This window comes from Helicobacter sp. MIT 99-5507 (assembly GCF_003364295.1).
Lineage (GTDB): Bacteria > Campylobacterota > Campylobacteria > Campylobacterales > Helicobacteraceae > NHYM01.
Genome location: NZ_NXLO01000001.1, coordinates 84,128 through 109,060, shown reverse-complemented (window position 1 = coordinate 109,060; position 24,933 = coordinate 84,128). Strand labels below are relative to the sequence as shown.

20 protein-coding genes, 4 tRNA genes and 1 pseudogene are annotated in these 24,933 nt (G+C 28.8%); 3 read left to right on the top strand and 22 right to left on the bottom strand.

Annotation, left to right across the window (positions count from 1 at the left end; translation table 11 throughout):
• Position 1 precedes the first annotated feature (1 nt).
• The 5 genes from CQA42_RS00545 to CQA42_RS00530 form a co-directional block, all read right to left on the bottom strand.
• Entirely contained in the window at positions 2-268 is a 267-nt protein-coding gene (locus CQA42_RS00545) for a hypothetical protein (RefSeq protein ID WP_115582759.1), read from the bottom strand.
• Positions 265-1,641: a lipopolysaccharide biosynthesis protein RfbH gene (rfbH, locus tag CQA42_RS00540; protein ID WP_258865514.1), complete on the bottom strand. Its 1,377-nt coding sequence runs from the start codon at positions 1,639-1,641 to the stop codon at positions 265-267. Before rfbH ends, CQA42_RS00545 begins: the two co-directional genes overlap by 4 nt.
• A gap of 188 nt (positions 1,642-1,829) precedes the next feature.
• The gene (locus tag CQA42_RS00535; RefSeq protein ID WP_181881433.1) at positions 1,830-2,537 is read right to left on the bottom strand and encodes an NAD(P)-dependent oxidoreductase; all 708 of its coding nucleotides are present in this window, start codon (positions 2,535-2,537) and stop codon (positions 1,830-1,832) included.
• The gene (locus CQA42_RS08180) at positions 2,467-2,718 is read right to left on the bottom strand and encodes a hypothetical protein (protein WP_181881432.1); all 252 of its coding nucleotides are present in this window, start codon (positions 2,716-2,718) and stop codon (positions 2,467-2,469) included. The genes CQA42_RS00535 and CQA42_RS08180 overlap by 71 nt, the downstream gene beginning before the upstream one ends.
• A gap of 32 nt (positions 2,719-2,750) precedes the next feature.
• On the bottom strand, positions 2,751-3,176 hold the full coding sequence (locus CQA42_RS00530) for a PepSY-like domain-containing protein (RefSeq protein ID WP_220271567.1): 426 nt from the start codon (positions 3,174-3,176) through the stop codon (positions 2,751-2,753).
• Between the two features lie 115 nt (positions 3,177-3,291).
• Between CQA42_RS00530 and hypF the strand changes: the two genes are divergently transcribed.
• Positions 3,292-5,529, top strand: a complete 2,238-nt coding sequence (hypF, locus tag CQA42_RS00525; RefSeq protein WP_115582757.1) for a carbamoyltransferase HypF — start codon at positions 3,292-3,294, stop codon at positions 5,527-5,529.
• On the opposite strand, the gene CQA42_RS00520 is transcribed toward hypF, so the two are convergent.
• The 3 genes from CQA42_RS00520 to CQA42_RS00510 form a co-directional block, all read right to left on the bottom strand.
• Positions 5,514-7,133 carry a hypothetical protein gene (locus CQA42_RS00520; RefSeq protein ID WP_115582756.1) on the bottom strand — a complete coding sequence of 540 codons (1,620 nt, stop codon included), beginning with the start codon at positions 7,131-7,133 and terminating at the stop codon, positions 5,514-5,516. The genes hypF and CQA42_RS00520 overlap by 16 nt on opposite strands.
• A gap of 5 nt (positions 7,134-7,138) precedes the next feature.
• Positions 7,139-8,116, bottom strand: coding sequence for a flagellar basal body P-ring protein FlgI (locus tag CQA42_RS00515; protein ID WP_115582755.1), 978 nt, complete (start codon positions 8,114-8,116; stop codon positions 7,139-7,141).
• Between the two features lie 71 nt (positions 8,117-8,187).
• Positions 8,188-8,946: a DUF3943 domain-containing protein gene (locus tag CQA42_RS00510; protein ID WP_115582754.1), complete on the bottom strand. Its 759-nt coding sequence runs from the start codon at positions 8,944-8,946 to the stop codon at positions 8,188-8,190.
• A 138-nt stretch (positions 8,947-9,084) separates the two neighbouring features.
• Between CQA42_RS00510 and CQA42_RS00505 the strand changes: the two genes are divergently transcribed.
• Positions 9,085-10,539, top strand: coding sequence for a DASS family sodium-coupled anion symporter (locus tag CQA42_RS00505; RefSeq protein WP_115582753.1), 1,455 nt, complete (start codon positions 9,085-9,087; stop codon positions 10,537-10,539).
• On the opposite strand, the gene xseA is transcribed toward CQA42_RS00505, so the two are convergent.
• From xseA to CQA42_RS00475, 6 genes and pseudogenes are all read right to left on the bottom strand, one after another.
• Complete coding sequence (gene xseA, locus CQA42_RS00500) at positions 10,534-11,889, bottom strand: exodeoxyribonuclease VII large subunit (RefSeq protein WP_115582752.1); 1,356 nt, start codon at positions 11,887-11,889, stop codon at positions 10,534-10,536. The genes CQA42_RS00505 and xseA overlap by 6 nt on opposite strands.
• Positions 11,886-12,548, bottom strand: a complete 663-nt coding sequence (locus CQA42_RS00495; RefSeq protein WP_115582751.1) for a uroporphyrinogen-III synthase — start codon at positions 12,546-12,548, stop codon at positions 11,886-11,888. The genes xseA and CQA42_RS00495 overlap by 4 nt, the downstream gene beginning before the upstream one ends.
• A gap of 118 nt (positions 12,549-12,666) precedes the next feature.
• Positions 12,667-15,158: pseudogene (locus CQA42_RS00490) on the bottom strand (molybdopterin guanine dinucleotide-containing S/N-oxide reductase).
• A 16-nt stretch (positions 15,159-15,174) separates the two neighbouring features.
• Positions 15,175-15,741, bottom strand: a complete 567-nt coding sequence (locus CQA42_RS00485) for a cytochrome C (protein WP_115582750.1) — start codon at positions 15,739-15,741, stop codon at positions 15,175-15,177.
• 189 nt (positions 15,742-15,930) lie between these two features.
• A tRNA-Met gene (locus CQA42_RS00480) sits at positions 15,931-16,007 on the bottom strand.
• A 13-nt stretch (positions 16,008-16,020) separates the two neighbouring features.
• Positions 16,021-16,095, bottom strand: a tRNA-Gln gene (locus tag CQA42_RS00475).
• A 112-nt stretch (positions 16,096-16,207) separates the two neighbouring features.
• Here CQA42_RS00475 and CQA42_RS00470 point away from each other — a divergent pair.
• Positions 16,208-17,239, top strand: coding sequence for a bifunctional 3,4-dihydroxy-2-butanone 4-phosphate synthase/GTP cyclohydrolase II (locus CQA42_RS00470; RefSeq protein ID WP_115582749.1), 1,032 nt, complete (start codon positions 16,208-16,210; stop codon positions 17,237-17,239).
• Between the two features lie 9 nt (positions 17,240-17,248).
• Here CQA42_RS00470 and CQA42_RS00465 read toward each other — a convergent pair.
• The 8 genes from CQA42_RS00465 to purD all read right to left on the bottom strand — a co-directional run bounded on the left by CQA42_RS00465 (position 17,249) and on the right by purD (position 24,670).
• Positions 17,249-17,335: transfer RNA gene (locus CQA42_RS00465), tRNA-Leu, on the bottom strand.
• 115 nt (positions 17,336-17,450) lie between these two features.
• Positions 17,451-17,535, bottom strand: a tRNA-Leu gene (locus CQA42_RS00460).
• Positions 17,536-17,597: 62 nt separating this feature from the next.
• Positions 17,598-17,915, bottom strand: coding sequence for a F0F1 ATP synthase subunit C (locus tag CQA42_RS00455; protein WP_115582748.1), 318 nt, complete (start codon positions 17,913-17,915; stop codon positions 17,598-17,600).
• A gap of 106 nt (positions 17,916-18,021) precedes the next feature.
• Positions 18,022-20,076, bottom strand: a complete 2,055-nt coding sequence (locus tag CQA42_RS00450; protein ID WP_115582747.1) for a polyribonucleotide nucleotidyltransferase — start codon at positions 20,074-20,076, stop codon at positions 18,022-18,024.
• Between the two features lie 2 nt (positions 20,077-20,078).
• Entirely contained in the window at positions 20,079-20,765 is a 687-nt protein-coding gene (locus CQA42_RS00445; RefSeq protein ID WP_115582746.1) for a phosphoribosyltransferase, read from the bottom strand.
• Between the two features lie 6 nt (positions 20,766-20,771).
• Positions 20,772-22,934 carry an LPS-assembly protein LptD gene (locus CQA42_RS00440; protein WP_115582745.1) on the bottom strand — a complete coding sequence of 721 codons (2,163 nt, stop codon included), beginning with the start codon at positions 22,932-22,934 and terminating at the stop codon, positions 20,772-20,774.
• A gap of 3 nt (positions 22,935-22,937) precedes the next feature.
• Positions 22,938-23,405, bottom strand: coding sequence for an RDD family protein (locus CQA42_RS00435; protein ID WP_115582744.1), 468 nt, complete (start codon positions 23,403-23,405; stop codon positions 22,938-22,940).
• Complete coding sequence (purD, locus tag CQA42_RS00430) at positions 23,405-24,670, bottom strand: phosphoribosylamine--glycine ligase (protein WP_115582743.1); 1,266 nt, start codon at positions 24,668-24,670, stop codon at positions 23,405-23,407. Before purD ends, CQA42_RS00435 begins: the two co-directional genes overlap by 1 nt.
• Positions 24,671-24,933: the final 263 nt, after the last annotated feature.

The window sequence follows — 24,933 nt, the reverse complement described above, 5'->3', positions numbered from 1 at the left end:
GCTATGCCCCCCCCCCCGATAAAAATATCACACCATTTGCAATAGAACAAAAATTACCAATTTTTACTTTGGCATCAATATTTCCATAATCTAAAACTTGCAATGGACCATAACTTCCTTTGCCAACAACTACATTATCTAGATTAAAAATATTTACAGGAGTTGTAAAATTATGTGAGTTTTTAAGTCTATATTGTTTTAAGAAAGAATTAAATTTTTGCTTCCATTTTAATTTATTTATGATTGTTTGAAATATGGCTTGTATCATGCTACAAGCCTTGTAAGAGATGGATTAAAGAAAGTAGCTAAATTTAGATTTTGCTTATTCCCCCCCCCCATAAAATCATCTATTACATCTCTAATATATTCTATTTCTATATTTGAGATTCCAGGATATACGCCAACCCAAAAACTATCTTTCATAATTTTATTAGTATTTTTTAAATCCCCTACTACTTTATAATCAATTCCTTCTTTTAGGCTATCAAATGCAGGGTGAAGCAGCATATTACCACCAAAAAGATTTCTAGTTTGGATATTTTTAGATTCCAAAAACTCAACTATCTCATTTCTACTAAAATTCACACCATCCTTTAGAGTGATTAAAAATCCAAACCAGCTTGGCTGTGAATTAGGTGTAGCCTGTGGCAAAATAAATATATCATTAAATTTACTTAGACTCTGATATAAATATTTATGATTTTCTTGTCGTTTTTGGATGAAAAAATCAAGCTTATCAAGTTGTGCAACACCAATACTTGCTTGCATTTCTGTAGCTTTTAGATTGTATCCAAAATGTGAATAGATATATTTGTGATCATAGCCAAATGGAAGATTTCCTTGCATTTGAGAAAATCTCGCTCCACAAGTATTATCTTTTCCACCTTCACAATAACAATCTCTACCCCAATCTCTTATACTTAAAGCAATCTTTTTTAAAAGTGGATTATTTGTATAAATCGCACCGCCCTCGCCCATTGTGATATGATGTGCTGGATAAAAACTAGATGTGCCAATATCACCAAAAGTTCCTGTAAATTTACCATCATATTTTGCACCAAGTGCATCACAATTATCTTCTATAAGCCAAAGATTATATTTATCACAAATCTCTTTTATTGCTTTTAAATCAAATGGATTCCCAAGTGTATGTGCTATAAAAATTGCTTTTGTTTTAGGAGAGATTGCTTGTTTTATCATAGTTGTATCAATATTTGCACTCTCTAAAGTAATATCTACAAATACAGGTATTGCACCAAATTGCACAATAGGTGATATAGTGGTTGGGAATCCAGCTGCAAGAGTAATAATCTCATCTCCTCTTTTTATAGCTCTATCTTTTAGTAAAGGAGAAGTTAAAGTAGAGAATGCAAGCAAGTTTGCACTTGAACCAGAATTTACTAAAAGTGCATAATTTACACCTAAATATTTAGCTAATTTATTTTCAAATTCTCTAGCATATTTACTAGCTGTAAGCCAAAAATCAAGTGCGCTATCCACTAAATTTACGATTTCATTTTCATCATAAATTCTTCCTGCATAATTTATCCTATCACCTTTAGTAAAATCTTTACTTTTTTTATGATAAAGATTGTAATAATCTCTTACTTTTTGCAAGATTTCATCTCTTAGACTTATCAAATCTACCCCTTTTAAAAATATAAAATAAATATTATATCTTAAGAATTATATCTTTATCATTTAAAAAACTCACTCAATCAATATTCCTTATTTTCCAAAATATATAAATAGTAGATATTTATAAAGATTCTAGAATCTTATTTAATTAAATTATTCATATCTAGATATTATGATTTTTCTTACAAATATTATCCAAAGACGCTTTTAATGCCATCATTTATATTAATACTTGGTATATAATGCGGTAGCTTTTGTAATTTTGTAGAATCTAGACTTGATATGGGATTAAAAATCTCATTTTCTCTATATGGTTTATTCCATTTTATATTTAATTTTGTATTTGTAGCATTTTCAAATACTTTAGCTAATTCTCTCAAACTTAAACGCGGAGTATTTTCTATAGTATATATAATATCACTATCAAGAGAATCTATATTTTTAATAGCAATATTTATTGCATTTATAACATCATCGATATGGCTTATATCAATTAGCTGTTCACCTTTGCTCATCTCTAGACATTGACCGCTCTTACTTATCTTGTGCCATAGATTTAGCACTTTTGGTCTTGTATCATTAGCACCATAAGTGTTATAAAGTAAAAGATTAATAAATTTTGTATTTTTAAAATTACTTTTATAAAGTTCTAAAATATCATAAAATGCTTGCTTTGTGCTATCATAAAATGTAAGTGGATTGTAAGTAGTTGAATTTGCAAATATTGAAAAAGTAAGGATATTAATAAAAAATTTTATATTGTTGTTACAGGCAGATTCTAAGACTTCACTACCAAAAGTGATATTACTATCAATAAGCTTTTCTATATCACAAATATTGTGATTTGATAGATATAATGTTGCTAGGTGTAATACCCCCCCCCATAACACTATTTTCATTCATAAAAAAATTATTTAATTTATTAATATCCCTATCATAATAAAAAACTTTGCACTTATTTTTATCAATTACACTAGAATCTCGTGCTATAGCTTTTATATCATAATCTAGATAGAATTTATCGATAAAATGCTTACCGATAAATCCACTTCCACCAGTGATAAATAAATTTGTTTTCATATTTATTTAAATCTTAGCAGATATTTGAAAAATTAATCATCGGATTTTTGACCTATAACTTGTCCAGCCTCATTTATATACACTTTTAGCATATTTGCTAGTTTTACTTCATAACCACTCCATTCTTTTTCTACTTTTATTATAGTTACATTTGGAAATGTTGATTGTAAAGTTGTTGCTACTTGAGCTGGCAAAAGAGCTGGATTTATACCATTATAGCTTTCTATCTCCTTCCAATTACCATCTCTATAAAAATCTATTTTTACACCATTTGATAATCTCACTTCAAAGCTATCAAAATCTTGCTCTACATACATTACTTGTGCATCTTTAAAAGTGCTAGATATAAAACTTTGTGCATTTTTTGGTAATGCAGTCGCAGGAACTACCATATCAGCATTTGCTATGCCACTTAATAAAAATAAACCTAATATAAATCTAATAACGACTTTTTGCATTTCTTTCTCCTTTATATAACAAAAATGAAATTAGATTATAGCAATATTTGTAAAATTTATACTAATATACGAGCATAAAAAATTTAGAGGTATATTTGCAAGGTATGTTTGATTAATGACTTATAAAATATCTATTTTTGGGATTGTCCAAGGAGTTGGATTTCGTCCATTTATATACAATCTAGCAAATAAATTTAAATACAATGGATTTGTAAAAAATGATGGAAGTAGCCTTTATATCATCTTGCAAGGAAAATCTATAAATATTGATAAATTTTTATTTGAATTAAAAAGAAACAAACCACACAATGCTTCCATCAATGATATAACAATAAAAAAAATAGAATCTAAGATTCTATATGATGATTTTTGCATAAAAAAAAGCTCTAAAAATAAAGAGAATCTAATTTATTCTGCTTTGCCTCAAGATTTGGGGATTTGTAAATTTTGCTTAAAAGAATTAAATAACAAATTTGATAGAAGATTTGATTATGCATTTATAAATTGCATATATTGCGGTCCAAGATATAGCATCATAAAATCACTGCCATATGATAGACATAATACCTCAATGAGTGATTTTAAAATGTGTAGCACATGCAAAGCTGAATATGATTCTAATGAAAGCAGGAGATTCCACGCAGAGCCAAATTCTTGCTCAATTTGTGGTATAAAACTATTTTTATTTGATAAAAATAAAAATAATCTAGCAAATAATAATGATGCTATAAATCTAGCAATATCTTTTATTAAAAGTGGAAAGATTCTCGCAATAAAAGGAGTTGGAGGATTTAATCTCGTATGCAAAGCACAATCTAATATCATAGAAAAATTAAGATTACTAAAAAATCGTCCAAATAAGCCATTTGCCATAATCTTTGGAGATATAAATAAAGCTAGCAAATATTTTAATATAGATAAATATGATAGAAAATTATTAGTTTCAAAATATACACCAATAGTTTTATTAGACAAGCCAATACTTCCACTTCCAGATAATATCGCTCCAAATTTAAATACAATAGGCGTAGTTATTGCATATACTGCGATGCATAAGATGTTATTAAGAGAATTTGATGAGCCACTCATCTTTACATCTGCAAATCTCTCAAGTGAGCCAATTATCGTTTCTAAGAATGAAATGTATGAAAAAATTGCTAATATTTTTGATTATTTACTAGATTATAATAGAGATATAATAAATCCTATTGATGATAGTTTGATAGTAAAACTAGAAAGTAACAAATCTATATTTCTTCGTCCTGCAAGAGGGTATTATCCACTTAGTATAAAACTAAATAAATTTTATAGCAAAGATGCACTACTTGCACTTGGAGCAAATCAAAAAAATCAAATTGCACTTTTTTATAAAGATAATATCATTATTTCGCCATATATCGCGGATTTAGAGAGTGTAGATTCTATTATTTATTATAAAAAAGTCATTGAATTATTTTTAGGGATTTATAATATCACTCCAAAAATCATTCTAAGAGATTGCCATTTGCAATATAATTCAAGCAAAATTGCATTAGAATTAAGAGATAGATTTAACGCAGAGATTCTAAATATTTATCATCATAAAGCGCATTTTTATAGTGTATTACTTGATAATAATTTGCTAGATATTAAAAATGCTTTGGGAGTGATATTTGATGGCACTGGACTTGGAGATGATAATAATATTTGGGGTGGAGAGTTTTTTTTGAAATGTGGTGATAAAATATCTAGAATCTTACATATAAAATATTTTCCACTAATTAGCGATAATAATCTTATAAAAGATAATAAAAAAATCGCACTTGGAATTTTATATGGAATCTTAGGAGATGAGATTTTAAATTTGAATATAGATAATATAGCCTTATATCATCAAATCTATAAAAATAATCTAAACTGCATTTCTAGCTCATCTATGGGTAGAATCTTTGATTTTGTCGCATATTTTTGTGGCTTAGAAAAACAAAGCTATGAAGGTGAAAGCGGGATGATAATAGAATCTTTGTATGATAAAAATATAAAAGATTCTTTTTTGTTTGAAATAATAGATGATGAAATAATATTAGATTCTATAATTTTAGAAATCTTAAAAGAAAAAGACAAGATTAAAATAGCAAGTAAATTTATAAATACTATTGCAGATTTGATCATAAAAGTAGCACTCAAATATAAATATCCATTATTTATAAGTGGAGGCGTATTTCAAAACAGGATTCTATGCAATAAACTACATAATCTTACAAAAAAACATAATATCAAGCTATATATGCATAAAAAAATAACTCCAAATGATGGCGGAATCTCGCTTGGACAAATTGGTGCATATATAAATAAAGATTATTCTACAATGTAAATATAAGTATCTATTGGCAATTTGAATACATTGCTATTTTGTGTGTATTGTATATTTGAATCTTTTAGCAAATATTTTATCATCGTTTTTAGATTTATTTGTGGCAAGCCTAGGAGATTTGTTTTGTATATCAGGGAATAATTTTTATTCATATTTTCTATATATTCTTTATTGATATATTTATTAGTAAAGTTATTTAATATGATTAAATCTCCTTTTTTTGGCTTATCTACTCTAAAAGAGTTATAAATGCTATATTTAGAATCTTTATCAAATACAAAATGCAGTGGTTTTAATAATAAATTTGATGAATTTTCATCTTTTGTTTTTATATCAAAATTATCTGCACTATAAACTTCTTCTAAATATCTAATAAAATAAACCCAATAATGATCATTATAATTCTCCCCTCTACCTATACCATCAAAATAAATATTTACTTTGTCATTAGCTATTTTTGTGTATTTATCTACAAAATCTAGGCTTAAATGAAAAGCTACGCCATCTTTTTTGAGACTAATAAAAGTCCAAATGCTTTGTGGGAGTGTATTTATCGTGTAAAACAAGAGGCAAAATAATGCAATGTATTTATAAATTTTATATCGTTTTACATAATATGCAAGAGAAAAAGAAACTATAAAATATATAGGCGCAAGATAATAATTTGTAAATATTTGTAATTTTAAATATACCAATAAATACAAAAATCCACCAAACAAAAGACTATCTAAAAATGGATTTAATCTAAAATATTTAAAAAATAGAATCTTTGTTATTACAACAAATGGCAGTAAAATCATCAAAAAAGGATTTTCTATTGTAAAATTAAACAATCCTTTTGCAAGAAATATAATATATTCTTTATGATCCAATGCTTCTTGATTTAAAATATTATCATTATAACTTACTACAATTTGTGGTGATACATAAAATACATATATGCTTATAAATATAAAAGCACTAATAACTAATGCAATATTATAAAATAAAAATATCCTAGAATAACATCTATTAAAAAAGTGATATATAATATGAAATAATCCAAACAAACCAATGACAACAAATGCAGGCTCTTTAAGGTAAATTGCAATATTTGCGCTAATAATCCCTAATATAATTGCATATTTATTGCTATATTGTGCATAATAACTACATATAATAAAAATAACGATAAATAATATCAATACCCTTTCAGGATAACAAATGCCTACATTAATCGTTATAAAACCAACATTAAAAAAACAAATGATAAATATTAATAATTTGTAGTTAATATTATTCAATTTTAATAATTTATAAAACAATACACCAATTACAAATACAATAATTGCATTAAAAGAGAAAAATAAATATGGAGAATTTGAAATTTTCATCAATAGATTTAAGTCTAAAAAGGCTAGGGGGTAGAATCTCCCAAGATCTAAATGTATATTATTTTCAATTGGTATATTATGAAAAATATTTAGCCACCACGCTATATCATCTAGGTTGAAGCTATATCTGCTATATATGATTATTCCTACGCAAAATAATATCAATACAAGATAAAATATCTTATCTTGATACCCCCCCCCTAAAACTTTGCTAAATTTTATTTTATACACAATTTTTAAATACTCTCTATATCAACATTGATTGCACCAGATTTTTTTATAGCATTTAAAATTGATATGATATTACTAGAGCTTGTTCCTATTTTTTGCAATGCTCCAACAAGTGAAGATATAGTTGGTTTATTTGCTACTATTAGATTATTTTGTGTTTGATTTTGAGTATTTGTAGAATCTATGATTTTTATTGTCATATCTCCATGACTTATTGTAATTGGCGTGATTCTAATCTCACTTCCTGTAATAATCGTGCCACTTTGTTCATCTATAATGATTTTATCATTTTTTTGATATTCAATATCGATATCTTCTACCATACTCAAAAACTCTACCATTCCTATATTATTTGGCTTTGTTAGTGATATAGTCCTTGGGTCTTTAGCTAGAGCTATATTGGCTTTAAAATGATTATTTATAGCTTTTTGAATATTAATAGCATTTTTAAAATCAGCATCTTTTAGGCTTAATGTTGCATTTGGTTTATTATATATATCATATACTAGCTCTCTTTCTATTGTGCCTGCTTGTGGAATAGTGGCTGTAAGAGAATCTGAAAGATTGGAAATATTTCCTTGTGCTATTGCATATACATTCCCATCAATAGCACTAAGTGGTGTTAAAACAAGAGTCCCGCCAGATAGTGATTTTGCATCTCCAAGTGAAGATACTGATATATCTATCTTATCTCCTGCTCGTGCAAATGGTGGAAGTTTCGCACTCACTATTACAGCAGCTACATTTTTTGATTTTATATCATTTGGAGATACTTTTATATTCATCGTCTCTAGCATATTTGATACTGCTTGCATAGTAAATTTTGAATTACTTTTATCGCCTGTCCCATTTAATCCTATGACAAGCCCATATCCTGTTAGCTCATTTTCTCTAACACCTAAAATATTACTTATATCTTTTATTTTTGCGCCATACATTAAATCCAGACAAATAATAAAAATAAAAATCCATTTTATTTGCATTACAATTCCCTTTACCAACAAGAACTTTATAGAATCTTCTTGATAAAAAGCAAAAAATATTCCAGAATCTTTTAGAATCTAATATATAGGCTTAGCCCAAATCCACCTTTTGTATTTATAAATATTGGAGATGATATGATCTCTAGATTATTTTTATCATTTATATTATAGATTCCAAGTGCTTCTCCAAGCCCAGTGCTATATATCAAGCTACCAAGTGGATCTAAAATCCAAATAATACTTTTTCCAAGCCACCACGAACCAAATAGCTCATTGTTATTTGTTTGTATATATCTTATTAATTGATAGAATCCTTCTCCAAGCAATGCACCAAAAGCAGGAGTAATGATGATATCTTGCCAACTTGGAATCTCTGCAAATCCCTCAATGCCATATTCCCAAAAGAAACTTGAAGCTAAAAAAGAAAATAATGCAGAAGCACTCCAAGAAAATCCAGCCATCCTTGGTTGCAAATAATACACTGCTCCAAAATATGGATGTGCTATATAATTTAGCCATAATTCATCATTATCGACTACAGGACCTTGCTTTGTGCGCATTTTCCATTTATTAAAGATATCATTAATATCATCTCTATTCCATTTAGTTACACTCTCTGGCATAATATATAATAATCCAGTAGCAACAATAGAACTAACAGCTATTAGCCCTACGCCTAAACCTAAATATCCCCATTTGCTACTTGGCTCATAATATGTCGATGGTTTATGCACATTAGCATTTTGTAATAATTCTTTCGTATCATATGCTTTAAGAAATGACAAATTAATAAACAACACAATAAAACAAATTTTTAGAACTCTAAACATAATAAATATTAATCTCAAATCAAAGAAGTTGAATAAAAATGATAACAAATTTTTGATATATATCTAAACTTTTTTAAAAAATATATGCAATAAGTAATGCTTAACAATATTAAGGAGAGTTAAATTAAGGAGAGTTAAATGGTGAAATACATAAAGCTATTTATCCCTGTATTAGTAGCTATGATAATTTTTATCTTACCTACACCAGAAGGATTAAGTCAAAATACTTGGCTTTACTTTAGTATTTTTATTGGTGTTGTTGTTGGCTTGATATTAGAACCAATTCCTGCGGCATTAGTTGGTCTTGTAGGAGTTGGTATTTGCATTTGGTTTAAAATTGGTCCTGCAGGAAGCGGTGATGTAACTAAAGTCATCAAATCAAGTGAGGCTGTATCATGGGGCTTGGCAGGATTTTCAAATTCAACGGTTTGGTTAATATTTGCTGCCTTTATGATTGGGCTTGGATATCAAAAAAGTGGTCTTGGCAGAAGAATGGCTTTGATACTTATAAAATTACTTGGTAAAACTACTCTAGGACTTGGATATGCAATTGCTATTGCAGATGGAATCTTGGCTCCATTTATACCATCAAATTCAGCAAGAAGTGGTGGCACACTCTACCCTATCGTAAGTTCTATTCCACCTATGGTTGGCAGTTATCCAGATAAAGAACCTAGAAAAATAGGTGGTTATTTGATATGGGTATCACTAGCAGCAACTTGCGTAACTAGCTCTATGTTTTTTACAGGATTAGCACCAAACTTACTTGCAATGGAAACAGCTACAAAAAGTGGAGTTGAGGCTATAAGTTGGTTTGGTTGGTTTATGGCATTTTTACCTGCTGGTATTGTTTTATTTATTGCTACACCATATTTAACATATATATTCTATCCACCAACATCAAAAGGTTCAAAAGAAGCGTCAATTTGGGCTGGTGAAGAACTTAAAAAAATTGGCTCTATAACATCAAAAGAATGGTCTATGATAGGACTTGCATTTTTTGCTTTGATATTTTGGATATTTGGTGATTTTTTTAATGTAAATGCTACAACAGTTGCACTTAGTGTTATGATTGCTATGGTGTTATTAAATATTATTACTTGGGATGATGTGCTTACTAATAAAGCAGCTTGGGGAGTTTTAGCATGGTTTGGTTCATTAGTTACACTTGCTGGCGGACTAAAAAATGTTGGTTTTTTAAACTTTATTGCTGATATTGGTGGTAAATATTTAAGCACTTTTGGAGCAATGGAAGCAATGATTGGACTTGTTGTATTGTTTTATTTATTACATTATTTCTTTGCTAGCACAACTGCCCATGTTACTGCATTACTTGCATTATTTATAACAGTTGCAGGGACTATACAAGGTATTGATATCAGACAATTTACATTATTTTTAATGTTATCACTTGGTATTATGGGAATCATCACTCCATATGGCACAGGGCCTTCGCCTGTATGGTTTGGTTCTGGTTATGTTAGTGGTAAAGACTTTTGGAAATTAGGATTTATATTTGGAATAATTTATCTAGTAGTATTTTTAGTGCTTTGCATTCCTTGGGTGCAGTTTGTAGCATATAGATGGCTATAAGATTCTAGCTTCTTTTGAAGTGATACCATCACTTAATGTGATAGTATCACCTTTTTTTACTTCATCTAATGATAATATTTTATTATCTATTGTTATTTGTGCATATCCTTTTTGATATTTATTTTTTGGATTTTTTGCCTCTAGAAGTAATTTTAACTTTTTTAATTCATTCTCTTTATTTTTCAAAAAAATATCAAATTGAAAATCTAATTCTTTTTTGTCAAAAATTCTCTTTTGTGCTAATAAAATAGAAAATAGATTCTGCAATGAATATTTTAATATCTTTATATTTTGGATTTTTGATGGATATATATTTTTGTAGCTAACATCTAAATAAATAGATAAGTTTTTTATTGTTTCTATTTTTGCATTTAAATGTCTATTTAGTGTTAGATTCAAACTAGCTCTCATAGAATGCAATTTATCATTCAAGCTATTGTAATTAAATTTAAAAAAATTTAATTTTGAATATGCAGAATCTAGCATCTCTTTGAATCGTAGTAAATTTTTATTTTCTATATTATTTATATTATCAAACAAATCACTAAGTCTTAGTAACCATTCATTTTTATCTGGAAGTATCATCTCCATACAAGCTGATGGCGTAGGAGCTCTTAGATCGCTTACAAAATCACTAAGCGGAGTATCAGTTTCATGACCTATTGCAGATACTATTGGAGTTTTTGCATTGTATATAGCTTCAAGGACAATCTCTTCATTAAAAGCCCATAAATCTTCAAGGCTTCCACCTCCTCTTGCCAAAACAATAATATCAAATCCTAGAGAATCTGCTATTTTGATATTTCGTTCAATCATATATTTTGCTTCATTGCCTTGCACCAAAGTATCAAAGATAGTAAATCTTGTAAGATTCCAACATCTATTTGCAACAAATTTCATATCCTTTAGTGCAGCTCCACTTAAAGATGTAATTAGTGCAATCTTTTTGGGAAATTTTGGAATATCTTTTTTGATACTAGATTCAAAATAACCTTTATTTTTTAATTTTTCTTTTAATTCTTCAAATTTTATTGCTAGATTCCCAATACCATATTCTTTGACATTTGAACATATGATTTGATATTCACCACGACTCTCATAAATACTTAGATTCCCAGTTACAATTACTTGCATATCTGTTTTTAAAATAATATTATTTAGCTTTGCCCTTGTCCCCTTAAAAAGCATACATCTTATACTTGCATTAGAATCTTTTAATGTAAAATAACAATGCCCACTTTGATGATTTGTAAGGCTTCCGATTTCACCTTGAATTTGAATTTCACCAAAATAATTTATCAATGTTTGTTTTATTTGTTTTGTTAGCTGCGTGACACTTAAAATATTCATGGTAATCTTGTATTTAATTCTTCTGCAAGTTCTATGCAAGCTTGTATGCTTTGTTTTGGTGATACAAACGCATTTACTCCAGCATCAAAAACGCCAAAAGTAGTCATACCAATTGCCACTGCAATATAGCTACCATCCCATTTAAAATTAGATAAAAATGCTTTATAATGGCTTGGTGCAGTAAATATCAAGATAGAATTTGGTTTTGGTGCTAATTTTGAATCTAGCTTTTTTATTTTATTTTCATATCCAACTACTTCATGTAATTTGATTTTTTGATGAATGAGTTTTTCATTTATATGTGATACGATTTTCTTAGCTCTTATATATAAAGGATTCCTATCTTTTAAAAGTGGAATGATTTCATTTGCAAAACCATCACCATGAGAATCTTCGCCTATATATTCGATTTTGCCACCCATTTGCCTTAAATAATCTGCACTAGATTTTCCTATAACAAAGCTAGGAATCTTTTTCCAAGTATGATCATTTAGTCTATCTGCGTTATTTGCAAGCGATTTAATCGCATATTTTGAAGTGAAAATTAATGCATCTATATTTGCAAGATTCAATGTAAATTCAAGCAATTCAATCTCACTTACAACTAGAGATTTTATATTAGATTCTGCTTTTGAACCAATCAATACTATATCACGCATTTTAGCTCCCAAATGTGATTTTGTAATAGATTTAAGATAGATATTTTGATTATGAATTATATGCAGTTAATATTATTTTGTTCTTTAAGATTCTATGGAATCCCATAGAATCTAATTTTTATTGATTATAAATACCTTTTGGTTGCCTAAAAATATCTACTTCTTGTGCTTCTTGCTTATATTTTTCAATATTTACTAATGCAGTATGAGAAATATTTCCATTTGCTAATTTTGATGTTGGTATATCAATAGTTAGCACATTTGCACATCCATTTTTACAAAGTGAGCCAATTTCGCCTTCTTCTTGTGGATTATACCAAGCCCCCTCACTAACCTTAACAACACCTTCTCTTATATTTTCTGTTAGCTTTGCTCCAGCAAGAATTTGTCCTCTAGCATTAAATACTCTAACAATATCACCATCTTTTATATCTTTTGTTTTTGCATCTTTTGGATTTATCCAGATTGGTTCTCTATCATTTATAGCATAAGAATCTCTTAGACTTGTATTGCTTAATTGACTATGCAATCTATCTGCAGGATGTGAGCTAATCATATGAAATTCTGCAGGTTTATTATTCATTCCAAGCCATTCAATTGGTTCCATCCAAGTTGGATGTGCCTTACAATCATCATAATTCATTTTTTCAATAGTTTGTGAATATATTTCTATTAGACCAGATGGCGTGCCAAGTGGATTTAATATAGGATCATCTCTAAAATCTTTATGTCTTATAAATTCTGTATTTTCATAAGGGGCTTGAAATGTTAATGGCTTATTTGCTTGCCAAAATTCTTTAAATGTAGGCATGGCTATATTTAGTGATTTTGATTGTTCTAATGCAGTGTTATAAAACTCTTCAATCCATTGCATTTCATGTTTATTCTCACTAAATTTATAAAATACTTTAAATTCTCTTGCTAAATCACAAAATACTTGATAATCATCAACGCTTTCATATTCTTTTTCTACTAGCTGTTTCATAGGCACTAAATTTAGATTTGAATAATCACCAGTAAGTGATATATCATTTCTTTCATATGTAGTTGTAATTGGCATTACAATATCAGCATGTCTTGCAGTTGGAGTCCAATATGGATCAAGCACTACAATAGTTCTTGGCTTTCTCCATGCTTTTAAAAAATTGTTTGTATCTTGATGATGAACAAGTGGATTCCCGCCGACCCAATACACAAAATCAATATCTGAATATGTTACTTTCTCACCATTAACATCTATTGTTTTCCCTGGATTTAATAGCATATCAGCAACTCTTGCAACAGGAATATTTACTTTTGATGCTTGCTCTAACCATGCAGCACCACCGCTAGAACTTCCAGAAGTAATACCTCCTGGCACTGGAGCAGTTGCTGTAGGCACACCGCCATTTGCATAATGATATGATAATCCAAATCCACCGCCAGCTAATCCGATTTGTCCAATCATACAAGCTAATGTAACAAGCATCCAATGTGGTTGCTCTCCATGATGCCCTCTTTGCATTCCCCAGCCAGATAAAAGCATAGTTCTATTATTAAAGAAAGTTTCTGCTAAATCATTGATTGTTTTTTCACTAATACCTGTAATACTAGAAGCCCATTTCGCATCTTTTGGAGTTTTATCACTCTTACCAAGTAAATAATCCAAAAATTTATCAAAACCTGTTGTGTAGTTTTCTATAAAATCTTTATCATATTTATTATTTTTATACATTGTATGAGCGATTCCTAACATCAATGCAACATCTGTATTTGGAATAGGTGCAATCCACTCTGCATTTAGCATTTGTGCTGTTTCATTGTATATAGGATCTATGTGGATAATTCTTTTACCAGAATCTTTTAATCTTTTTAGATACTCAATACCTTCAGAATCTGTAATTCCCCATGCAAGTCTTAAAGTTGCAAAAGGATTTGCTCCCCAAATAACAACGACTTTAGAATCGCTTAATACCAAATCCCAAGAAGTTTGTTGCTCATATACTTCTATCGTTCCTGTTACATGTGGCATGATGACTTGTGCTGCACCTGTTGAATAATCTCCAGTGCTTCCAACAAATCCACCAGCCATACCTAAGAAACACCATAGCAATACTCTACAATTGTGCATTCTTCCAGGACTATACCAGCCATAACTTCCAGCATAGATTCCACTTGCTCCTTTGTCTCTATATGTTTTTTAAGCTCTTGGGCTATTAATTTTATAGCAGTGTTATAATCTACTTTTACCCACTCATCTTTTCCTCTTAATTCAGGTTTTGGGCTATCAGGATTCTCTATATAGCTTTTTCTTACCATTGGATATCTTATTCTTGATTGAGTATAAATCAAATCTTTTGTAACACCTTGAAGTGGATTTGGGGTTTTATTTTCTATTGCATTTGTAGAATCTACTACTTTTCCATCTCTTATTGTTACCTTTAAGATTCCCCAGTGAGCTCCTGTGATAACTTCACCATTTCTTACTAAATCTAGAGAATATTTACTTATATTACTATTTGCAAATAATTTACCTCTCCCTGCCGCATTATCTATAAGAGGTATTGCTGCAAACACTGCTCCTAATTTTAAAAAGTTTCTTCTATTCATATTTTTATTTATATTTTTCATAATCACTCCATTAAATTTATTGCATATCTTTTGCATTTTTTTGTAAATATTGAATTAGTAAATAGCTTTCTTCCTTTGATATTGCAGTTCTACTTAGCATGGAATTAACTACACTAGGCCACTGATTTGCATTAAACTCTTTTTTATTATGCAAGGCATGACATAATGAACAATTATCAGAATATAATGTATCTACTTTTTGATATAAGCTATTTACATCTTTTGTAAATTCATCCTCATCACTAAGAAATGTAGTTTTTATCTTTTTCCATACTTTATCACCATCTTTTATAGTGTCAATTACTTTATAATCATAATCAACACCTTTTGTTATTCCAGCAACTAAGATTCTGCGATTTGGCACAAAATACACTGCATTTTCTACACCATCTTGGATATATCCTACAAATGATACTTTAATCTTATTTTCAACTTTTCCTAAGATTTCTACCTCTACAGTTGGAAGCAATCTGCCTATTACTTTTTCACTTCCTTCTTTGTATAAAGAGCTAACACTAGTTGTATAATCAGCTCCAAATACAAAAGCTATAAAAATAATCATGAAACTTAGAATCTTCCCCATTTACCAATACTCCTAGAATTTATATAATCTTAAATTCTTTAAGATTGGACCTATTATGTTATCCAATGTTCGTATTAGCAATATGTTCATATTTATATTTTGGTATTAGATGATTACTTAAAAACTTAAATAAAAAAGTATGTAATTGGTGTATTATTTTTGTAGTATTATTGTAGATTCTATAAGATTTGGTTGCGGGAGATGGATTTGAACCACCGACCTTTGGGTTATGAGCCCAACGAGCTACCGAGCTGCTCTATCCCGCGCTAAAGATAAGTATGGCTGGGGTAAAAGGATTCGAACCTCTGAATGGCTGGACCAAAACCAGCTGCCTTACCACTTGGCTATACCCCAATAACTTTTTTAAAAGCTTAGATTATATTTATTTTATTTTCTATTGTCAAGTATATTTTATTTTTTAGTTATAATTTGTAATTTAAAAAACAATGATTATATAGGAATTATTATGCAAATTAAAAGAGTAAAAGAAGCCTTACAGGCTATAAAAAATGGTGAGCTTATCATTATAATGGATGATGAAGAAAGAGAAAATGAAGGTGATATAGTTTATGCAGGTGAATTTAGCTCTGCAGATAAAGTAAATTTTCTAATTACACAAGCAAGAGGTGTGCTATGCGTATCACTAACAAAAGAAATAGCAGATAAATTAGATTTTCCCTTGATGGTAACTAATAATAATTCAAATCATGAAACTGCATTTACAATTTCAGTAGATGCAAAAGAAGCAAAAACAGGTGTTAGTGCATTTGAAAGAGATATGACTATCAAACTTATTTGCAATGAAGATTCAAAACCAAGCGATTTTGCTCGTCCAGGGCATATATTTCCATTGATTGCAAAAAATGGTGGAGTATTGGAGAGAACAGGACATACAGAAGCTAGTGTAGATATTTGCAAACTAGCAGGATTAAAGCCTATATCAGTTATTTGTGAATTAATAAAAGATGATGGCACGATGGCAAATAATAATGATGATTTTGTAATTCAATTTGCAGAAAAACATAATCTAAAGATTCTATATGTTTCAGATTTGATTTATTATAGAATGCAATACGAACAATTAGTGCATAAAATAGAAGAAGTAGAAGTTACTTTTTTTGATATAAAATGTTTGAAATTTGTATTTTTAGATCATTTAAAAAATAAGCACATAGTATATCAATTTCCTATCAAAAACAATATTATTAAATTTCATACATTTGATAATACCTTAAGATTGCTTGAAAATAATGAATTTAGCATACTAAAACAATCAATAGAATTTCTAAAAAATAATGGTGGCTATCTTATATGTATGCATGGCAGCAAAAATGATACAGAGCTAGAATCTAAAAATTTTGGAATAGGTGCTCAAATCATTAGATATTTTAAAATTAGTGAATTTACACTACTTTCTACGCATGCAAATAGACACTATGTAGGACTAAGTGGATTTAATCTAAAAATAAATGTGATTGATATTTTTAATAAAGATTAGCAATATAAATGGTGCCGAAGGTCGGACTCGAACCGACACAGGGTCGCCCCTACCAGATTTTGAGTCTAGCGCGTCTACCAATTTCACCACTCCGGCTAAGAAATAGAATTCTAACATAAAATACTATTATTTTTTAAGTAATATAAAATATTATAAAAGATTCCAATTTTTACTTACAAAATAATATTAAGATTTTTAAAATATAAAATTATGGTGCGGTTGGCGAGACTCGAACTCGCACAAGTTGCCTTACCACCCCCTCAAGATGGCGTGTCTACCAATTCCACCACAACCGCAAAATAAAAAATGATTTAGATAATAGATCTAGAATCCTTTAAAAAAGGATTCTAAAAAAACCTTATGCTGCTAGTAAAGGGTTTGAGTAAAGAACTATAAGAGCAATAACAAGTGTATATATAACTTGTGCTTCTATAAGAGCAATTGCAATAAACATTGTAGTTGTTAGCTTACCACCTATTCCTGGATTTCTAGCAATACCAGAAATAGTTGCAGCAGCTGTATTTCCCATACCTATTGCACCACCAAGTGCTGCTATACCTAGACCTACAACAGCACCAATTGCTGAATATGCTTTAATTAAATCTACACCACTCATGCCATCTGCTGCAAAAGCAACACCCATAAAAGCAAAAAATACAAATAGTATCTTTTTCATTATAAACTCCAAATTATATATTTCAAAGCAATGCCGTTTCGGTTCTCTCCCCTACTTACAAACAGCCTTGAATGCGTATTATTGCTAATAAAAAATAAAAAATAACTTACAATATAGTCAGTTCTATTTTATTGTCATTTATTGCAACTATTTCTATACTTAAAATATCATCCTTATTAAATGACTTAATATCTATATTATTTTTTATAAGTCTTGAATTATGCACTAACCCATCGATTCCATCTTTGATTTCTACAAATAATCCAAAATCTGTGATACGTTTGACTTTACCACTAAATCTATCGCCAATTTTAAAATCATCTAATTTTACAAATACACTAGATAATATATAATCTTTTGCATTTTCTATATTTTGTTTATTTGTGCTAGTTACTCTAACCTTACCATTTTCTTTATTTATATCGATATTTACATCAAATCTCTCTATTATATCTTTGATATTTTTACCACCTTGCCCTATGATACTTGATATTTTATTTGTTGGAATTTGAAAACTTTTTGAAATAGGTGTATTCTCATTTAAAATAATATTATCTTTTGCAATTTCCATTTTATCTAATATACTTAATCTTGCTTTTTTTGCATTTAGTAGAGAATCTTTTAATATGTCAATATTAATATCATTTATTTTTATATCCATCTGCAAAGCAGTTATCCCATCTCTATTTCCTGCGACTTTAAAATCCATATCGCCATCATAATCTTCTATACCCATTATGTCAGTTAGAATCTTATATTTATCACCTTCTTTTACAAGTCCCATTGCAATGCCCGCAACCAAAAATAATGGCTCAATACCAGCACTAAAAAGGCTAAGTGAGCCGCCGCATACACTTGCCATTGATGAACTGCCATTAGATTCTAGCACTTCAGATACAATGCGAATTGCTCTACTATCTCCCCTTATGCTAGATTCTAATGCTTTTTTTGCAAGATTTCCATGTCCTAATTCTCTTCTATTAACAGAACCAATAGGGTATGCCTCGCCTGTGCTAAAACTAGGAAAATTATAATGGAATATAAAATTACTTTTTAGTGGAGATTTTGATGCCAACATTTCATATGATTGCATATCACTATCATTTCCTATCGTGCAAACAGCAAGCACTTGGGTTTGCCCACGTGTAAACAATGTGCTTCCATGTGCATTTGGAAGTATATTTGTGCAAATGCTTATATCTCTAATACAATCCAATCCTCGTCCATCAAGCCTTATTTCTTCATTTAGAATCTTATTTCTTATAAAATCTCTTTTTATTTTTGATACAGCAATTTCTACTTCTATTTTGTTATAACCTTCATTATTTGTAATATCTTGGATGATATTATTTAAAAGAGCAGCATTTTCATTTTTTGCCATATTTAAAAAGCAAGATTCTAGTGTAGCGTTATATTTTTCTTTTATAGCATTGAAAACATCAGTATTAAAACTAGAATCTTGTAAATTGATCTTTATATGTGGTTTTATGTGAGGGCTTAGATTTTGTATATATATTTGTGAAGTTGTATTTATATATTTTTGTGCTAGCTTTATTGCCTCTATCATTTTATCTTCACTAAGTTCTCCAATTTTGCTTTTAAATTCAATCATAAATATATTTTCATTTTCACCAGAAATAAATAAGTCAATACTTGATTGTTTCATCTGCTCTAGCGCTGGATTGATAATAAAATTATCATCGATTCTACCGATACGAATCGCATTTATAGCCCTATTGATTGGTAAATCCGAAATAAGCAATGCAATAGATGCAGCATTTAGTGCTAGAATCTGCAAATCCAAATCCTTATCTACACTAAGCACCATAATTGTTATTTGTATAGGATATCTATAACTTTTAGGAAATAATGGGCGAAGACTTCTATCAATCAGTCTTGAAGTTAAAATCTCAAATTCATTAGGTTTGCCCTCTCGCTTTATATATCCACCTGGGAATTTTCCATTTGCATAGCTCTTTTCGATGTATTGAACGGTTAGTGGAAGAAAATCACCTTCTATATTTGCATTAATATCCGTTGCTATTGTAGCAAGAAGAACTGCTTTTCCTTTTTTATACAAAATTGCACCATTTGCAGCTTTGCCTACTTCATTTAGACATATTGTCTCTAAAGAGTTGTTATTTTCTATTTTAATTTCCATTTTTACCCTTTTTGTGTTTGTATTAACTTTGAGAGTGATTTATCTAAAATATCAACAATAATAGATGAATCTATTTCTTCTCTATGTTTAAAATAATGTTTTGTGCTTACAAAATGTTTTGGATTATATACACTATATACATCATCTACAGAAGAATCTAATAATAATATTATATCATTGCTAATTACAGGTGCTGCTACCATGATTCCATTTACACCTTTTTTAAGACAACTTTTAATTGCAACACCTATTGAAAGTCCGCTCTCAATGCCTTCATCTATTATTAGCACATTTCTTTTATCAAGAGATCTTAGATTCTCTCCTTTTCTATATTTATAAATATCAGGTAGAATCTTTTCTTCATATTTTCTTTGTGCTTCACCATATATAAAATCATATGATATATCAAAACAATCAACTAAAGTTTCATTGATCATTATATCCATACTTTCACTTACAATTGCAATTTTACAATCAGGATTTTTTGGCGCAAAAATGGGCTCACTAAATAAAAAATCAAGTGATAGATTTGTTCTTTTGGATATTTCATTTGCAAACAATAACCCACCTGCACTAATTGCAAGCAAAATTACATTATCTTTTATTAGATTCTCAAGGTGAATAATATCTAATAATTTATGCAATGCATCATCTCTATTATTAAATGGTTTATAAAACTTATCTATCATAATTTATTATTGCCTACTTTCTTTAAATCTATATGAAAGAGATGTGGCAGTAACTGGTATAAATCTAAATTCTAAGCTAATGAATCTATTTCTAATTGTTTGCGTACCTGATGTTGTAAGAATTGGCACAATTTCATTTGCAAATCTAAGTCCAATACCAAAACATCTAATATCTTTTGATATTACAACATTCCAATCTCTTAAATATCGTAGTTTGAAATCATATCCTACATCACCATAAAGTGCAAAATAACCAAAATCATTACTTAATTTTATTCGTAAAAAATTTGCACTCTCTTCTGTATATTTGTCCGTAAGTATCAAATTTGAATATTCAAATTTTTTCTTTAAAAAATATGTAATATTACCTTGAAAATAAGCATATCTTGCATTAAATGACAATGAAGCTTCTTCTATATTTTTATTTACATGAGAATAGAAAAAAGTTGTCATAATATCTATATTTTCAATTGGAATAAATCCAAATTCATTTCTCAAACTATCAAATTTCTCCACGCCATTTTGTAGATTGATATTTTGATAGATTCTATGATATACAAGCTCTACTTCATTTAATCCAAAAAAGTATTGAGAAAATGATAATTGGATTTGTTGATTTGTTAGTGCGACATCACTTAGGCGTCCATATCTACCAGATAATAAAGGATTAAATACATTATTATTATCATTAAAATATTGATACAAAGGACTTGAAAAACTTGCCTTGAATCCCATTGTATGAAATATCTTGTCATATTGCCTTGCAATATCAGAGTTTATAAATAATCCATATGTAGCACCAAAATAAGAGCTGTTTCTATTTTGTGATGACATTTCTTCATCTATATTATTTAAAGATATGATATTGGCATTCAAATTAATATTAGCACCAATTGTAAAATAATCTGCAATAAGTGGTGTATAAAAATATATAGGCACAGAAATACTGCTATCAAAATATCCAAATCCAACACTACGAGCTACATTTTTTGTGCTTACATTTATTGAATACATAATATTTTTAATATCAGTTTGTTCTAGTGATTTGTGATATTGAAATTGAGGCAAGGTTTGGAATGTATCGCTATTGCTTAATTTTGATAAATCTAAAAAATATTTAAAATATAATCCAAAATAATTATCATTTTTTGTTGCAAAATAATTCGCTTTTGAAGTTTGCAATCTATTTTCTATGGTAGTATCTTTTGTGCTCTGCAATCTTATATAATCTAAATCATTCATATAACGAAAATCAAGATACAATCCATCACTATCAAAATTTATAAAATCGCTTAAAAGATCTCGCCTTTGATGTGAAAAATCAAAACCAAATACGATTTGATTTTCTATATTATATTTTTGTTTGTATTTATCATTATTCCAAAAGATTCCAGCATTTAAGACAAACATTTCTCCAAATGGATCTATTAATCTTGCTTGTGTATTTATACCTAGTCCTCTACTTGTTCTAAATTGTGGGCTAAAAGTCATATCCCAAAAATCCTGCAGAGCTAAAAAAAATGGCTGAATATATACAAATCCATCAAGTGATGAGGTGGCAAATTCAGGATATAAAAAACCTGTAGTTCTTTTATTTTGTGTTGATATAAATATATATGGGAGATACATCACAGGAATATTTTTTATATATATTCTTGGATTCCAAATACTTGCTATTGCACTATCTTGATTATAATATCCAGAGCTACCTTCTATATGCCAAATAGGGCTATCTATATCGCAACCAGAAACAACAATATTTTTAAATTCATATTCATCATTTTCATTTTTTGCAGAAGATGCGCTTATCCATATACCACTTTTAGAATCTTGCATATAAAATGGCTCAATCATTGAATAATCATCATCAAATCTTACAAATGCTTTTTGTGCTCTTAAAAATAATGATCCATCTCTATAAAATTTTATATTTCCAGAAATATTTGCTTCTTTTTTTTTAATATCATATTTTATGTAGTCAGCTATTACATACATATCTTGACTAATAACAACAGCATTCCCAGTGGCAATAATTGTCGTATAATCAATAGAATCTAAATTGTCAGCAAATAATTCAAAAATTTTATTATTATCACTATCATATTGTTCTATTGCAGTTTCTGCAAATAATATATTTAACAATAAAACGAATAATAAAATTTTTCGCATTATTTATATATCTTGCGGGATACTTATATCAATTACTATTGTTTGCATAACAATATCATGAAATGCTCTTTTAAAATTATCAACAAAAGCAAAAAGCAATGGTATATAAAGCAATAAATTTGCACTTATTGTTCTAATAAAAGATCTATAAAATGATTGTAAATAGCTTGGTTTATCAAGAGTATCTAATCTTACAACTTTAATCTTACATAGAATCTTACCTATACTTCCACCATACAAAGCAGTAAATATAGTGTGGTATATGATTGCTAAAAGAATGATATATGGCACCAATTTAACAACAAATTGCTGCAAAGCTTTTATATCACCATTTAAAGACATCATTTGTTCATAAAATGCTATAAATATTATAAATGATACAATAAAGTCATCTATAATATGTGCTAAGATTCTCTTATCATTTGAAGCAAGGTGCAAACCTTCTCTATCTAATATTTCTCCAATATCCATTATTTTAATGCCCTATATGCAATATCATTTCTAAATTGCATGCCTTTAAAACTTATATTTTCTATCAATTTATAAGCATTTTGTTTTGCTTCTATTATAGTATCACCGATACCAACTGCTACAAACACTCTCCCTCCATCTGCATATAGCTTACCATCAATATTGCTAACTCCTGCAAATGATATATGAGATAATTGATTACTTAAAAAATTAATTTTTGAATATCGTATCTCTTCTTTTGGTGATGCTTGAAATGGATAATTTTTTGATGCTACTACAACACCAACGCAGCTTTTATCTAAAATCTCATATTTGAAATTTTTGATTTTTTTATCAATGCTAGCATTTATGATATCAAGAAGTGGAGTTTTTAATAGTGGCAATATTACTTCACATTCTGGGTCGCCAAACCTTACATTAAATTCTAATACATATGGTTTATTATTTACTACCATTATCCCACAAAATAGCACTCCACAAAACTCTGCACCTTCATTTTTCATCGCTTCTAATGTAGGTTTTATTATATTTTGTTTTATATCATTTAATAATTCATCACTACATAGTGGAGTTGGGCTATATGCGCCCATACCTCCTGTATTTGGTCCTAAATCATTATCTAATAATCGCTTATGATCTTGTGCACTTGGCAATATGATAAAATCATCACCATCACATATAGCAAATATTGATAATTCAAATCCATCTAAATATTCTTCTATGACTACACTACTTCCAGCCTCCCCAAATAGGCTTCCATTAAGCATTTCATCTAGCACTTTTTTTGCTTCATCTTTATTTGCTATAATTACGCCTTTTCCAGCACAAAGCCCATCTGCTTTTACTACTACTTTTTGAGTATCCAAACTATCTATAAAATCACAAAGTTCATTTTTATTATTACCACTAAAAAATTTTGCTGTATTGATATTATATTTATCTAATATATTTTTCATAAATATTTTCGAATCTTCTAACTTAGCTGCTTCTTTGCTAGGTCCAAAAACTCTTATATTATTTTCTCTTAGTTGGTTACTTAGTCCAGATGTTAGCGGTGCTTCAGGTCCTATAATAACAAGTGCTATATTGTTATTGATACAAAAAGCAACTATTTCCTCATTACCTTTTATATTAATATTTTCACCTAATTCACATGTAGCGCCATTTCCAGGACAGAAATAAAGCTGACTTAATCTAATATCATTTAATAAACTCAAAGCTATGCTATATTCTCTTGCTCCACTTCCAACTATTAAAATTTTCAATTTTAAACCTTATGATATTTTATACCCAAATGGGCGTTACTTAAAAATTGTCTAGCCCCTATTACAAGATACTAAACCTAGATTCTGAGCAATTACTTAGGGGCAAATCCTAGATACAAAAATATCTAAATAACAGAAATGCCAACACACATAAATGACTACAAGATTCTAAAAAATACATTTTATCGGACTTGCAATTTTATAACAGAAAAGCGCACCATTTAGGCAAATGTTATTATCATTAAAAATGTCTTTAATTTTAT